At 54.9% G+C, this 13,964-nt stretch carries 12 protein-coding genes; all 12 read right to left on the reverse strand.

Annotated features, from left to right (window positions below; translation table 11 throughout):
* Window positions 1–46: 46 nt before the first annotated feature.
* The 12 genes from nuoL to lrhA all read right to left on the reverse strand — a co-directional run bounded on the left by nuoL (window position 47) and on the right by lrhA (window position 13,485).
* Window positions 47–1,888 carry an NADH-quinone oxidoreductase subunit L gene (gene nuoL / locus ACMGGM_RS06565; protein WP_014884634.1) on the reverse strand — a complete coding sequence of 614 codons (1,842 nt, stop codon included), beginning with the start codon at window positions 1,886–1,888 and terminating at the stop codon, window positions 47–49.
* Window positions 1,885–2,187 carry an NADH-quinone oxidoreductase subunit NuoK gene (gene nuoK / locus ACMGGM_RS06570; RefSeq protein ID WP_003861496.1) on the reverse strand — a complete coding sequence of 101 codons (303 nt, stop codon included), beginning with the start codon at window positions 2,185–2,187 and terminating at the stop codon, window positions 1,885–1,887. Before nuoK ends, nuoL begins: the two co-directional genes overlap by 4 nt.
* On the reverse strand, window positions 2,184–2,738 hold the full coding sequence (gene nuoJ / locus ACMGGM_RS06575; protein ID WP_008500212.1) for an NADH-quinone oxidoreductase subunit J: 555 nt from the start codon (window positions 2,736–2,738) through the stop codon (window positions 2,184–2,186). Before nuoJ ends, nuoK begins: the two co-directional genes overlap by 4 nt.
* A 10-nt stretch (window positions 2,739–2,748) precedes the next feature.
* Window positions 2,749–3,291, reverse strand: a complete 543-nt coding sequence (gene nuoI, locus ACMGGM_RS06580) for an NADH-quinone oxidoreductase subunit NuoI (protein ID WP_003861491.1) — start codon at window positions 3,289–3,291, stop codon at window positions 2,749–2,751.
* 13 nt (window positions 3,292–3,304) lie between these two features.
* A complete protein-coding gene (nuoH, locus tag ACMGGM_RS06585) occupies window positions 3,305–4,282 on the reverse strand; it encodes an NADH-quinone oxidoreductase subunit NuoH (RefSeq protein ID WP_008500211.1) in 978 nt (325 codons plus the stop codon).
* Window positions 4,279–7,002 (reverse strand): NADH-quinone oxidoreductase subunit NuoG, encoded by a 2,724-nt coding sequence (gene nuoG, locus ACMGGM_RS06590; RefSeq protein WP_023330966.1) that lies wholly within the window; start codon window positions 7,000–7,002, stop codon window positions 4,279–4,281. The genes nuoH and nuoG overlap by 4 nt, the downstream gene beginning before the upstream one ends.
* A gap of 54 nt (window positions 7,003–7,056) precedes the next feature.
* Window positions 7,057–8,394 carry an NADH-quinone oxidoreductase subunit NuoF gene (gene nuoF / locus ACMGGM_RS06595; protein ID WP_003861487.1) on the reverse strand — a complete coding sequence of 446 codons (1,338 nt, stop codon included), beginning with the start codon at window positions 8,392–8,394 and terminating at the stop codon, window positions 7,057–7,059.
* A complete protein-coding gene (nuoE, locus tag ACMGGM_RS06600; RefSeq protein ID WP_014884636.1) occupies window positions 8,391–8,891 on the reverse strand; it encodes an NADH-quinone oxidoreductase subunit NuoE in 501 nt (166 codons plus the stop codon). Before nuoE ends, nuoF begins: the two co-directional genes overlap by 4 nt.
* Window positions 8,892–8,893: 2 nt before the next feature.
* On the reverse strand, window positions 8,894–10,696 hold the full coding sequence (gene nuoC, locus ACMGGM_RS06605) for an NADH-quinone oxidoreductase subunit C/D (RefSeq protein ID WP_014884637.1): 1,803 nt from the start codon (window positions 10,694–10,696) through the stop codon (window positions 8,894–8,896).
* Between the two features lie 89 nt (window positions 10,697–10,785).
* A complete protein-coding gene (nuoB, locus tag ACMGGM_RS06610; protein WP_003861482.1) occupies window positions 10,786–11,460 on the reverse strand; it encodes an NADH-quinone oxidoreductase subunit NuoB in 675 nt (224 codons plus the stop codon).
* 15 nt (window positions 11,461–11,475) lie between these two features.
* Complete coding sequence (nuoA, locus tag ACMGGM_RS06615; protein WP_014171000.1) at window positions 11,476–11,916, reverse strand: NADH-quinone oxidoreductase subunit NuoA; 441 nt, start codon at window positions 11,914–11,916, stop codon at window positions 11,476–11,478.
* 630 nt (window positions 11,917–12,546) lie between these two features.
* Entirely contained in the window at window positions 12,547–13,485 is a 939-nt protein-coding gene (gene lrhA, locus ACMGGM_RS06620; protein ID WP_014884638.1) for a transcriptional regulator LrhA, read from the reverse strand.
* Between the last annotated feature and the right edge of the window lie 479 nt (window positions 13,486–13,964).

The raw sequence follows: 13,964 nt of genomic DNA on the forward strand, positions 1-13,964 counted from the left end.
GCAGGGGCCTGATTTTCAACGAATTCGAATAAAATTCACTTAACGATCAACGCAACACCATCAGCAGCGCCAGCACGACAACCGCACCGATGCTCATGGACGCCACATACCAGCGCAGGTAACCGTTCTCGCTGTACAGCAGGCCTTTACCTGCAAAGCGGGAGAGGATCGCCGGGATATTCATCAGGCTGTTCAGTGGGTCGCGCTTCAGCAGCCACGCAATGCCCAGGAACGGCTTAACGAAGATCATGTCGTACAGCCAGTCGAAGCCCCACGCGTTGTACCACCAGGTGCCCAGCAGACGGCCAGGCGCGCTGTTGGCAACGGCGGTCACCAGCGTGCGTTTGCCCAGCCACAGCCATGCCGCAATCAGGATGCCCGCAATAGCGACTACACCGGAGGTGATTTCAAGCGTCAGAACGCGACCGTGCTCAAGCTCGGTGGTGTCTGGCAGTACGCCCTGCAGCGGCGGCACAATCATTGCGCCAACGAAGGTGGACAGTACCAGCAGCACAATCAGCGGCAGGTGGTGGGTAATCCCCTTCCCTGCGTGAGCGTGAATTTGTTCTTTACCGTGGAATACGATGAAAATCATACGGAAGGTATACAGGGAGGTCATGAATGCACCGACCAGACCCGCAACCATCAGATTGATATGACCATTCGCCATGGCACCCGCAAGGATTTCGTCCTTACTGAAGAAGCCCGCGGTGATCAGCGGCAGTGCCGCCAGCGCCGCGCCGCCCACCAGGAAGCAGACATACACCAGCGGAATGGACTTACGCAGTCCGCCCATCTTGAAGATGTTCTGCTCGTGGTGGCAGGCCAGAATCACCGAACCGGATGAGAGGAACAGCAGCGCTTTAAAGAACGCGTGCGTCATCAGGTGGAAAATGGCCGCGTCCCACGCCTGAACGCCCAGCGCCAGGAACATATAACCAATCTGGCTCATGGTGGAGTACGCGAGAACGCGTTTGATGTCGGTCTGTACCAGCGCAGCAAAGCCTGCCAGCACCAGCGTGACCGCACCGACGATACCCACCAGATGCAGAATTTCCGGGGTCATCAGGAACAGGCCATGGGTACGCGCAATCAGGTAGACACCGGCGGTGACCATGGTCGCGGCGTGGATCAGTGCGGAGACAGGGGTTGGACCCGCCATCGCGTCGGCCAGCCATGTCTGCAACGGCAGCTGTGCGGATTTACCCACAGCGCCACCCAGCAGCATCAGCGTTGCCCACCACAGCATGTTGTTGCCTGCAGCGAAGTGCGCTGGCGCCAGTTCCACCATTTCGCGGAAGTTCAGCGTGCCCAGTTCGTTGTAAAGAATGAACAGCGCGAAAGCGAGGAAGACGTCACCCACGCGGGTCACGACGAACGCTTTCATGGCCGCTGCGCCATTCTTCGGATCGGTGTAGTAGAAGCCAATCAGCAGGTAAGAACACAGACCCACGCCTTCCCAGCCCAGATACATCAGCAGCAGGTTATCGGCCAGCACCAGAACCACCATGCTGGCGATAAACAGGTTGGTGTAGGCGAAGAAGCGGGAGTAACCCTCTTCACCGCGCATATACCAGGAGGCGAACATGTGGATCAGGAAGCCAACGCCGGTGACCACGGAGAGCATGGTCAGCGAGAGGCCGTCCAGCACCAGGTTGAAGCCGATGTTGAAATCACCGACCGACATCCAGGTCCACAGCGGCACGCTGAAAGGCTGACGTCCGTTGTTAAAGAAGTCGATCCCCGCATACGCTGTGACCAGCGCAGCCAGACCGATTGAGCCAATGCCCACGGTCGCAGACAGATTCTCAGACCAGCGGCCGCGAGAAAACGCCAGCAGCACGAAGCCAATCAGCGGAAAAATAATGGTTAAGGCAAGCATGTTCATCCACGCAACTCACTTACTGAATCGATGTTCAGATTCTGGCGGCGACGATGGAGCTGCAGCAACAGCGCCAGGCCAATACTCGCTTCGGCAGCCGCGAGGCTGATGGCGAGAATGTACATCACCTGACCATCGGTCTGGCCCCAGTAGCTTCCGGCGACCACGAAGGCCAGCGCGGAAGCGTTAATCATGATTTCCAGACCGATCAGCATAAACAGCAGATTGCGGCGGATAACCAGACCGGTCAGACCCAGAACGAATAAAATCGCAGCGAGGATCAGTCCATGTGTTAAGGGGATCATGCGCGCTCCTCCGTTTTTCTTTTCGCGCGGTCGTCAGTGCGGTTGCTCAGCACCTCGCCAGCACGCTCTTCGCGACCAACGTGGAAAGCAACCACCAGGCCTGCCAGCAGCAGCATAGAGGCCAGTTCCACCGCCAGAACGTATGGGCCAAAGAGCGTGATACCCACCTCTTTAGCGCCGATCGGCGTGCCGTCGATGCCCTGATCGTTCACGCCCAGAATGGCGTAAACAATCACCACCAGCATGATGGCCGACAAAATTGCCGGACCAATCCACACCTGCGGTTTTAACCACTGACGTTCCTGCTCAATTTCAGAGCCGCCCAGGTTCAGCATCATCACGACGAACACGAACAGCACCATAATGGCCCCGGCGTAGACGATGATTTCCAGCGCACCGGCGAAGTGCGCGCCCAGTGCGAAGAACACCCCGGAGATAGCCAGCAGCGAGATGATTAAGTACAGCAGCGCATGCACCGGATTGGTGTGCGTAATCACTCGCAGCGTAGCCAGGATGGCGATAAGGCCACAGATATAAAAAGCGAATTCCATTGCCCTCTCCTTACGGTAACAGGCTCTTGACGTCGATAGGCTTAGCTTCGTTCTCTGCTTCGCCCTTATCTTTGCCGTCGATTGCCATACCCGCCATCCGGTAGAAGTTATATTCCGGGTATTTGCCCGGACCGGAAATCAGCAGATCCTCTTTCTCGTACACCAGGTCCTGACGCTTGTACTCACCCAGCTCGAAGTCTGGAGTCAGCTGAATCGCCGTGGTTGGGCACGCTTCTTCACACAGACCGCAGAAAATGCAGCGTGAGAAGTTGATGCGGAAGAACTCAGGGTACCAGCGGCCATCTACCGTCTCTGCTTTCTGCAGAGAGATACAGCCGACCGGACACGCTACCGCACACAGGTTACAGGCAACGCAGCGCTCGGAACCGTCCGGGTCGCGCGTCAGCACAATACGACCACGGTAGCGCGGCGGCAGATATACCGGCTCTTCCGGGTACATCCGGGTTTCGCGTTTGGCAAACGCGTGCAGGCCGATCATCCAGATACTGCGTACCTGGGTACCGAAGCCTACCAGTAATTCTTTTAAGGTCATGGTCTATAGCCCCTTATGGCTGCTGCCAGAGAATGACAGCTGCCGTTACCAACAAGTTGACGAGCGTCAGCGGCAGGCACACTTTCCAGCCGAAGGACATTACCTGGTCATAACGTGGACGCGGTAACGCTGCGCGAATCAAAATGAACATCATCATGAAGAACGCGGTTTTCAGCGCGAACCAGATGAACGGCGGTAAGAACGGGCCATGCCAGCCACCAAAGAACAGCGTTACCATCAACGCGGAAATGGTGACGATACCGATGTACTCGCCCACGAAGAACAGACCGAACTTCATACCGGAATATTCGATGTGGTAACCGTCGGCCAGTTCCTGTTCGGCTTCTGGCTGGTCAAACGGGTGACGGTGACACACTGCCACGCCCGCGATAGCAAAGGTAATAAAACCAAAGAACTGCGGGATAACGTTCCAGATGTCAGCCTGGTTGTTGACGATGTCGGTCATGTTGAATGAACCGGCCTGCGCCACCACGCCCATCAGGGAGAGTCCCAGGAACACTTCGTAGCTCAGCGTCTGCGCGGAAGCACGCATCGCACCCAGCAGCGAGTATTTGTTGTTACTGGACCAGCCTGCGAACAGGACCGCGTAAACCGCGAGGCCTGCCATCATCAGGAAGAACAGAATGCCGATGTTCAGGTCAGCGACCACCCAGGTCGGGCTAACGGGAACGATAGCAAATGCCAGCAGCAGCGAGGTGAAGGCGATCATCGGAGCCAGCGTAAAGATCACGCGGTCCGAGAAGCGCGGGATCCAGTCCTCTTTAAAGAACATCTTGATCATGTCCGCGACCAGCTGGAGTGAACCACCCCAGCCCACGCGGTTCGGTCCGTAACGGTTCTGGAACAGACCGAGCAGACGACGTTCACCGAAGCTCATGAACGCGCCGCAGGTGACCACCACCAGCAGGATAACAATCGCTTTCAGAATGCTCAGCAGGATGTCGATAAGATCCGGCGTTAACCAACTCATGCTTTTGCCTCCTGCAGATTATCAAGACGCGCACCCGCCAGAACCGGCGCGATGCCTGGCATACCCATCGGCAGCCCCACCTGCCCTGCTGTCAGACTTTCAGAGATAATCAGCGGCAGGCTGATGGTCTGGCCGTCATAGCTAAAGGCAATGTTCGCACCCGCGTTAACGCCAAGCTTTGCGGCATCCGCCGGGTTGAGCTTGATGTACGGCTGCGGCATACGGGTCTGGAAGACAGGTGAACGCTGGGACAGCTCGTCGCTACCGAACAGATGGTAGTACGGCGCAATACGCCAGCTACCGTCCTGGGCCTGGAAGCTTGCTGGCACGGTCGTGAAGAAATCCAGACCGGTTTCAGACGCTTCAATCAGACGCACGCCCGGATCGCCGTGGCGCAGGGAACCGCCCACTTCAGCCTGGAACTTGTTCCACGCCTGCGGGGAGTTCCAGCCCGGAGCCCATGCGAACGGGATTTGCGAACGCGGCGCAGACGGCTGGTTGTTCCCTTCCATTGAGAAGGCGAACATGGTGTCTTTATCCTGCGGCTGACGCGGTTCGTGTACGCTGATGTTGGCACGCATTGCGGTACGGCCACTGTAGCGGTGCGGTTCACGTGCCAGTTTCTGGCCGCGAATACGGAAGCTTGCTTCAGGGGCTGCATCTTTAATGCCCGCCAGCTGAGGCAGTTTTTCCACCACCGCGTCGATAACGTGGTCAAGCTGCGTCCAGTCCACTTCACGGCTCTGTACGGTGCTGTGCAGGGAGTGCAGCCAGCGCCAGCTTTCCAGCATCACGGTGTTGCTGTCGTAGTACGCCGGATCATAGACCTGGAAGAAACGCTGTGCGCGACCTTCGTTGTTGATAACGGTACCGTCACTTTCTGCGAAGCTTGCCGCAGAGAGCACCAGGTGTGCTTTGTCCATGATCGCGGTGCGCTGATGGTCGATGACCATGACCAGCGGCGCTTTGGAGAGCGCGGCGTCAACGCGAGCGGCAGAAGCATGGCGATGCAGGTCATTTTCCAGCACCACAACGGCATCCGCAGAACCAGACTCCAGTTCGCTTAACGCCGCTTCCAGCGAGCCGCCGCCAATCATACCCAGACCAATGCTGTTCACCGCACGGGCAATCATGGTCACACCAACATCTGCACCACGGCCTTTCAACGCTTTCGCCACGTTAGCTGCCGCCTGAATGATCTCCGCGCTACCGGCGTTGGTACCGGAAATAATTAGCGGTTTCTTCGCACCTGCCAGGGCCTGAACAATCACGTCAACCTTGTTTTGCAGATCGCGATCCAGTTCAACGGCGGGAGAGTTGTTGTCCAGCGCGTGGGCGATGGCAAAGCCAAGGCGTGCCTGATCTTCAACCGGCGCGCAGTAGGTCCACGCAGCGATATCGTCCAGACGGGTATTGTCGACGTTGGTCACAAACAGAGGATGCTTCGCACGCTGACCAATGTTCAGGATCGCCGCAATCTGCCAGTCAGCCACTTTCTGCGCGGCAGCCATTTCACGTGCTTTTCCTTTCACCGCCTGACGAACCGCCAGAGCCGCGCGTGCGCCGGTCTGAGTCAAGTCTTCACCCAACACCAGAACCGCATCGTAGGATTCAATTTCGCGCAGCGCAGGGGTATGAATACCGCCTTCACGCAGCACTTTCAGAACCAGCTGCAGACGTTCCTGCTCGCCCTCGGCGATGCCGGTATAGAAGTTCTCAGCCCCAACCAGCTCACGCAGCGCGAAGTTGCTTTCGATGCTGGCGCGCGGGGAACCGATACCGATCACTTTCTTAGACTGACGCAGAATATCTGCCGCGCCCTGCATCGCCTGCTCAGCGTTCAGGGTAATGAAGTCGTCACCACGGCGCTGAACCGGCTGACGCGGACGGTCTTTCAGGTTCACATAGCCATAGCCGAAACGACCGCGGTCGCACAGGAAGTAGTGGTTAACGGTACCGTTGTAACGGTTTTCGATACGACGCAGTTCGCCGTAACGCTCACCCGGGCTGGTGTTACAGCCGAGGGAACACTGCTGGCAGATGCTAGGCGCAAACTGCATGTCCCATTTACGGTTGTAACGCTCGGAGTGGGTTTTATCCGTGAATACGCCGGTCGGGCAGATTTCTACCAGGTTACCGGAGAACTCGCTTTCCAGCGTTCCGTCTTCCGGGCGACCGAAGTAGACGTTGTCATGCGCGCCATACACGCCCAGATCCTGACCGTCTGCGTAGTCTTTGTAGTAACGCACGCAGCGGTAGCAGGCGATGCAGCGGTTCATTTCGTGAGAGATGAACGGCCCCAGATCCTGGTTACGGTGGGTACGTTTAGTAAAGCGATAGCGACGGAAGCTGTGACCGGTCATTACGGTCATATCCTGAAGGTGGCAGTTACCGCCCTCTTCACAGACCGGACAGTCGTGCGGGTGGTTGGTCATCAACCACTCCACCACGCTTTCGCGGAACTGTTTGGCTTCTTCGTCATCAATCGAAATAAAGGTGCCTTCGGTGGCTGGCGTCATACAGGACATCACCAGGCGACCACGCGTGTCTTCCGCGTTTTGATATTGCTTCACCGCACACTGGCGGCAAGCACCGACGCTGCCCAGCGCCGGATGCCAGCAAAAGTACGGAATATCGAGGCCAAGAGACAGACAAGCTTCCAGAAGGTTGTCCGCCCCGTTGACTTCGTATTCTTTGCCGTCTACATGAATCGTAGCCATTAGCATGCTTCCAGTTGGCTCGGTCGTAACCGAGCGTTAATCAAAATTCTGTCTTTACCAGCGTGCTTTCAGCAGGTTCGGCTGAATCCCATTGATAGAATGGGTATTGCTGAACGGCTGCTTGATGCCTGCTTCGAATTCGTCGCGGAAATATTTAATCGCGCTCTGCAGCGGCTCGACGGCACCCGGTGCGTGGGCACAGAAGGTTTTACCAGGGCCAAGGAATCGACACAGTTGCTCAAGTGTCTCGATATCGCCCGGCTGACCTTCGCCACGTTCGATAGCACGCAGGATTTTCACGCTCCACGGCAGTCCGTCACGGCAAGGTGTACACCAGCCGCAGGACTCGCGGGCAAAGAACTCTTCCAGGTTACGCACCAGCGAAACCATGCCGATCTCGTGGTCGACGGCCATCGCCAGCGCCGTACCCAGACGGCTGCCTGCTTTACCAATGCTTTCGAATTCCATTGGCAGGTCAAGATGGGCTTCGGTCAGGAAGTCTGTCCCTGCCCCACCTGGCTGCCAGGCTTTGAATTTCAGGCCATCACGCATGCCGCCCGCGTAGTCTTCAAGAATTTCGCGTGCGGTGGTACCGAACGGCAGTTCCCAGACACCCGGGTTTTTCACGCGACCGGAGAAGCCCATCAGCTTGGTACCGGCATCCTTACTTGAAGAGATGCCCTGATACCACTCCACGCCGTTGGCGAGGATAGCCGGAACGTTACACAGGGTTTCAACGTTATTGACGCAGGTCGGTTTACCCCATACGCCGGAGCTTGCCGGGAACGGTGGCTTGGAACGCGGGTTCGCGCGGCGGCCTTCCAGGGAGTTAATCAGCGCGGTCTCTTCACCGCAGATATATCGCCCGGCACCGGTGTGCACAAACAGTTCGAAGTCAAAACCCGTGCCCAGGATGTTTTTACCCAGCAGACCGGCTTCGGTGGCTTCGGCAATCGCACGACGCAGGTTTTCCGCCGCTTCGATGTACTCACCGCGCAGGAAGATATAGCCACGGTACGCTTTCAGCGCGAAGGCGGAGATCAGCATGCCTTCCACCAGCAGGTGCGGCAACTGTTCCATCAGCAGGCGGTCTTTATAGGTGCCCGGCTCCATTTCATCAGCGTTACACAGCAGGTAACGGATGTTCATGGATTCGTCTTTCGGCATCAGGCTCCACTTCAGACCGGTGGAGAAACCTGCGCCGCCGCGGCCTTTCAGGCCCGACTCTTTCACCGCGTTAACGATGTCGTCCGGCGCCATGCCGCCAAGGGCTTTACGCGCACCGGCATAGCCGTTTTTGCTCTGGTATTCGTCAAGCCATACCGGCTGTTTGTCATCACGCAGACGCCAGGTCAGCGGATGCGTCTCAGCAGTACGAATTACAGTTTTCATTTGTACTGCTCCAGCAGGTCAGGAATCGCTTCCGGCGTCAGATGGCTGTGAGTATCCTCATCAATCATCATGGTCGGCCCCTTGTCGCAGTTACCCAGGCAGCAGGTTGGCAGCAGAGTAAAGCGACCATCGAACGTGGTCTGGCCCGGCTTGATATTGAGTTTCTTCTCAATGGCAGCCTGAATGCCCTGATAACCGGTAATGTGGCAGACCACGCTGTCACAGTAGCGGATCACATGGCGGCCCACCGGCTGACGGAAGATCTGGCTGTAGAACGTGGCTACGCCTTCTACGTCACTGGCCGGAATACCCAGCACTTTTGCGATCGCGTAGATCGCCCCATCCGGCACCCAACCACGCTGTTTCTGTACGATTTTCAGCGCTTCAATGGACGCCGCACGCGGGTCTTCGTAGTGGTGCATCTCGTGCTCAATGGCGGCACGCTCTGCGTCACTCAGCTCAAAAGCCTCGGTTTGTGGTTGTTGATTCTCGTGCATAATTAGCGGTCCACATCTGACATAACAAAATCGATACTACCCAGATACACAATCAGGTCGGAGACCAGACTGCCGCGAATGGCGGACGGGATCTGCTGCAGGTGCGCAAAGCTCGGCGTACGCACGCGGGTACGGTAGCTCATGGTGCTGCCGTCACTGGTCAGGTAGTAACTGTTAATACCCTTGGTCGCTTCAATCATCTGGAAGGATTCTTGCGCCGGCATGACCGGGCCCCAGGAAACCTGCAGGAAGTGAGTGATCAGGGTTTCGATATGTTGCAGCGTGCGCTCTTTCGGTGGCGGCGTGGTCAGCGGGTGATCCGCTTTGAACGGGCCTTCCGGCATATTGTTGAGGCACTGCTCAAGGATGCGCAGACTCTGGCGCAGTTCTTCCACTTTCAGCATCACGCGGGTGTAGCAGTCGGAAACACCGCCGCCCACCGGGACCTCAAAGTCGAAGTTCTCATAGCCAGAGTAAGGACGGGCTTTACGCACGTCGAAATCAATACCGGTCGCACGCAGACCTGCACCTGTCGTCCCCCACTCCAGCGCTTCTTTTGCGCCGTAGGCAGCAACGCCCTGGGAACGGCCTTTCAGGATGGTGTTGCGCAGTGCGGCTTTCTCGTAAGAGGCCAGACGTTTTGGCATCCAGTCAAGGAATTCACGCAGCAGACGATCCCAGCCGCGCGGCAGATCGTGTGCCACACCGCCGATACGGAACCAGGCCGGGTGCATACGGAAACCGGTAATCGCTTCCACCAGATCGTAGATTTTCTGACGATCGGTAAAGGCGAAGAAGACCGGGGTCATCGCGCCGACGTCCTGAATGAACGTGGAGATGTACAGCAGGTGGCTGTTAATACGGAACAGTTCTGACAGCATTACGCGAATCACGTTAACGCGATCCGGCGTAACGATACCCGCCAGTTTCTCAACGGCCAGCACGTAAGGCATTTCGTTGACGCAACCGCCGAGGTACTCGATACGGTCGGTATACGGAATGTAGCTGTGCCAGGACTGACGCTCGCCCATCTTCTCAGCACCACGGTGGTGGTAACCGATGTCAGGAACGCAGTCGACAATCTCTTCGCCATCAAGCTGAAGAATAATACGGAATGCACCGTGCGCAGACGGGTGGTTCGGACCGAGGTTGAGGAACATGAAGTCCTCGTTTTCGGTACCACGCTTCATGCCCCAGTCTTCCGGCTTGAAGGTCAGTGCTTCCATCTCCAGATCCTGCTTGGCTTTGGTCAGCTCAAACGGGTCGAATTCGGTTGCACGTGCCGGGTAGTCTTTACGCAGCGGGTGGCCGGTCCAGGTCTGCGGCATCATGATGCGCGTCAGATGTGGGTGGCCGTCGAAGGTCATGCCGAACATTTCCCAGGTTTCACGCTCATACCAGTTCGCGTTCGGGAAAAGTTTGGTGATTGTCGGCAGATGCATGTCGTTTTCAGACAATGCCACCTTGAGCATGATATCCGTGTTGCGGTCTATTGAGATCAGGTGGTAGAAAACGGAAAAATCCGCTGCAGGTAGACCCTGGCGGTGAGTACGCAGACGCTCATCCATGCCGTGTAAGTCAAACAGCATGACGTAAGGTTTTGGCAATTTCTTGAGGAAATCGACCACTTCCAGTAATTGTTCACGCTTCACCCAAACAACGGGTACCCCGGTGCGGGTCGCCTGAACGGTAAAGGCATCCGGCCCAAAACGGTTGCGCAGTTCGCCAATGACGGGGTCATCCAGATGATCCCGTGTCTGCCATGCGGCTTCTTGCGCGGTTAAGTCGGTCATATTGTTCACCATTGCAAATGGTCCGTGGTGACTGTTAAGCCTGGCTTCGCGCTATTTGAGTAGTGATATGCGAAGGTGTTCTCCAGGCCCACAGGCGCAAATTAAATTTCGTCAGGCGTACGCAGGTTGGTGACGGCAATACGTTCACCACGTTTACGCTCGCGCTCAGATTGCATGTTCGCGCGGTAGACACCCTGATCGCCAACAACCCATGAAAGCGGACGACGCTCTTTACCGATAGACTCCTGCAGCAGCATCAGCGCCTGCATATAGGCTTCTGGACGCGGCGGGCAGCCCGGGATGTAAACATCCACCGGAATGAACTTATCAACGCCCTGCACAACGGAATAAATGTCGTACATGCCGCCAGAGTTTGCACATGCGCCCATGGAAATAACCCATTTTGGCTCCAGCATCTGGTCATAAAGACGCTGAATAACAGGTGCCATCTTGGTAAAGCAGGTACCGGCTACCACCATCAGGTCAGCCTGACGCGGGGATGCACGCAGTACCTCGGCGCCAAAACGCGCAACGTCATGCACCGCAGTGAATGACGTCACCATTTCAACGTAGCAGCAAGAAAGGCCAAAGTTGTAGGGCCAGATAGAGTTCTTACGACCCCAGTTGACCATATCGTGCATGGCATGTTCGAGTTTGCCCATGTACACGCTTTTGTTGACTTCTTGCTCCAGGGGGTCGGTTACGATCTCCTGTTTTTGCAGGGGGTAACGGTCATTCTCACCGTTAGGATCTATGCGGGTGAGCGTATAATCCATCTTATTGCCTCGCTGTTACTGCTGACGATTAGAGATACTGTTTTCCGGGTTGATGTGTTCACGACGTGAACGCGCAGGCGTCCAGTCAAGCGCGCCAATACGCACCAGATAAACCAGACCGGCCAGTAACACTAAAATGAAAATTGCGGCCTCGACAAAGCCCACCCAACCACTTTCGCGGATGGAGGTCGACCATGCGAACAGGTAGAGCGCTTCCACGTCGAAGATGACGAAGAACATCGCTACCAGATAGAACTTGGCAGACAGGCGTAAGCGAGCGGAACCTACTGAATCAATACCTGATTCGAAAGGTGTGTTTTTGTGCCTTGCACGGGCGCGACCGCCCAGGAACCAGCCGCCGACTAACATCAGGCAGCACAGGCCAATGGCTACAATAAGAAAGATTGCGAATGCCCAGTGATGAGCGATGACTTCTGTGGATGTTGACATACTCATTGCTTACTCATCAAAAGTGATACCGACGACACTGCTCTTGCTGGCAGATAGGCATCACATCGATTCATGGGGAGGAACAAATAACCTTACACTAACTGTCTGAAATGAGACGTAGACAGCAAAATGATGGGGTTTTTTACTCCTTTCTATAACCTTTTGTCAACTTTAACAAAGGTTTCTTCACATTAAATTACATCGAGCGATTCTCATTAACATTTGGTGCCCTTTAACCCTGGTGGGTACATGACTTTCCGTCAAATGCAGGTTGTTGAATCGTGTCCGTTTTGGAAGTAAAAAAAATAACCCTCCTATTTTGACAGGATTTGCCAACGATTCCTCCCCCCAAATAGGAGTATTTTCTTGATCTGAGACACGCTTTTGTTAATTCAACCAAAAAACCAGCAACATATTTGCTGTTTTTTTAACATCGTTAGGTTATGGATGAAGTTAGAACTGAAAACGAACAAGATTTAAGCAAAAGCATTTATGGCATTGATAAACAGATACTATTTATGAAGCCCCTTCGTCAAACAGGGATAATATTGACATAAAAAAGCCACTGCGTGCGAAAACGACACGAGTGGCTTTTTTTTACACTTACATTTTGTTACCAGAATTTTGAGCGTTTGATCACTCAAAGTCACCTTCAACGATCAGGGAATCATCCCCTCCTTCGGAGGTAACATGCTCGTACTGCCACGGGTTATGGTAGTTTTCCATCGCCTCGAACACCACTTTCGCCAGCTCGTTATGACTGGACGCATTATGGCAAAGCAGATACTCAGTATCTGGCAGCGCAGGAAGACCATCAGATTTACCGAGAACGCGCAGGTCAGGGCTCATCATCTCCACCGGACGGGCCGTTACGCCAAGTCCTGCTTTGACGGCGGCACGCACCGCAGGCAGCGTGGACGCTACATACGCCAGACGCCATGGAATATTGGCTTCATTTAATGCTGTCAGCACCATATCGCGGAAAGGGCTCGGATCGTCCAGTAAAACCAGTGGAACGGGCTCCCCTTTTTGCAACACATATTCAGCCGCGCAATACCAGTGCGTCGGCGATCTGCGCAACGTCAGGCAATCAAACTGCCCGGGACGATGCGTGGTGACCACCAGATCGACCTTATTCTCATTTAACATCTCAACCATAAAAGCATTGCGCTTGACGCTCACATCCAGCGCAAGTTTCGGATAAACCGAACTAATTCGGTTGAGAAGAAACGGTAATATTGTATCCGCTGACTCATCAGATGCCCCTAAGGTTAACACCCCCTGAAGGTTGCTAAACATAAGTGACATACATGCTTCATCATTAAAGCGAAGAATTTTCCTGGCATAACCCAGTAGCTGAATACCGTGTTCCGTTAAGAGCTTATTGCGTCCGTGACGGGCAAAAAGCTCTTTACCGACCAGTTGCTCCAGCCGCTGCATTTGCTGGCTAACGGCGGACTGAGTTCGGCAGACGGCGGCAGCAGCTGCTGCAAAAGTGTTGAGATCGGCGACCGCAACAAACGTTCTCAGCAGATCGAGGTCGAGATTCATTATCGGACGATTTGCATTTATCATATCTATTCACTTTCAGGTTGCTCGTGCGGAGCTGCCCGGGTTGAAGCTGTGTGTGTAACAGTTAAGCAATTCCCTCTGAAGATTTTCCCTCGCATCCCGGCCCGGCAGACTGCCTGACAGATAGTTATTGTGCTGCTTTATATCAACAGTCAGAAAGCACGTTTCATGACGATATTTTTATTCTCTTAAACGTTCAGGATATTTAGATGTTCGCAGGTTTATGTAAATTACATTAAAGGCGTGACACCTTTTCTGCCATCTTTATCGCAGCGCTGTCAACGTAGCAGGAGATGTTTTACACATTCCAGCCAGAGATAACTCTAACAATAACAATCAATTAAATCGGAAAACCAGTTTCAGATATACAACATTTGGGTATCTTTCATCTGCTTTACCTAAAGACATCTTAACCCAAATCCACTTTATTTATAAGTCTTATTGCAATATTAAGGAGTAAAGCGCTTTGTTAAGCTTCTCAA

Source organism: Enterobacter sp. BNK-14 (genome assembly GCF_047456095.1).
GTDB classification, from domain to species: domain Bacteria; phylum Pseudomonadota; class Gammaproteobacteria; order Enterobacterales; family Enterobacteriaceae; genus Enterobacter; species Enterobacter kobei.

What these genes read in the sequence shown, in the direction of transcription:
- nuoL (WP_014884634.1), bottom strand. Translation starts at nt 1,888, where the DNA reads ATGAACATGCTTGCCTTAACCATTATTTTTCCGCTGATTGGCTTCGTG.
- nuoK (WP_003861496.1), bottom strand. Translation starts at nt 2,187, where the DNA reads ATGATCCCCTTAACACATGGACTGATCCTCGCTGCGATTTTATTCGTT.
- nuoJ (WP_008500212.1), bottom strand. Translation starts at nt 2,738, where the DNA reads ATGGAATTCGCTTTTTATATCTGTGGCCTTATCGCCATCCTGGCTACG.
- nuoI (WP_003861491.1), bottom strand. Translation starts at nt 3,291, where the DNA reads ATGACCTTAAAAGAATTACTGGTAGGCTTCGGTACCCAGGTACGCAGT.
- nuoH (WP_008500211.1), bottom strand. Translation starts at nt 4,282, where the DNA reads ATGAGTTGGTTAACGCCGGATCTTATCGACATCCTGCTGAGCATTCTG.
- nuoG (WP_023330966.1), bottom strand. Translation starts at nt 7,002, where the DNA reads ATGGCTACGATTCATGTAGACGGCAAAGAATACGAAGTCAACGGGGCG.
- nuoF (WP_003861487.1), bottom strand. Translation starts at nt 8,394, where the DNA reads ATGAAAACTGTAATTCGTACTGCTGAGACGCATCCGCTGACCTGGCGT.
- nuoE (WP_014884636.1), bottom strand. Translation starts at nt 8,891, where the DNA reads ATGCACGAGAATCAACAACCACAAACCGAGGCTTTTGAGCTGAGTGAC.
- nuoC (WP_014884637.1), bottom strand. Translation starts at nt 10,696, where the DNA reads ATGGTGAACAATATGACCGACTTAACCGCGCAAGAAGCCGCATGGCAG.
- nuoB (WP_003861482.1), bottom strand. Translation starts at nt 11,460, where the DNA reads ATGGATTATACGCTCACCCGCATAGATCCTAACGGTGAGAATGACCGT.
- nuoA (WP_014171000.1), bottom strand. Translation starts at nt 11,916, where the DNA reads ATGAGTATGTCAACATCCACAGAAGTCATCGCTCATCACTGGGCATTC.
- lrhA (WP_014884638.1), bottom strand. Translation starts at nt 13,485, where the DNA reads ATGATAAATGCAAATCGTCCGATAATGAATCTCGACCTCGATCTGCTG.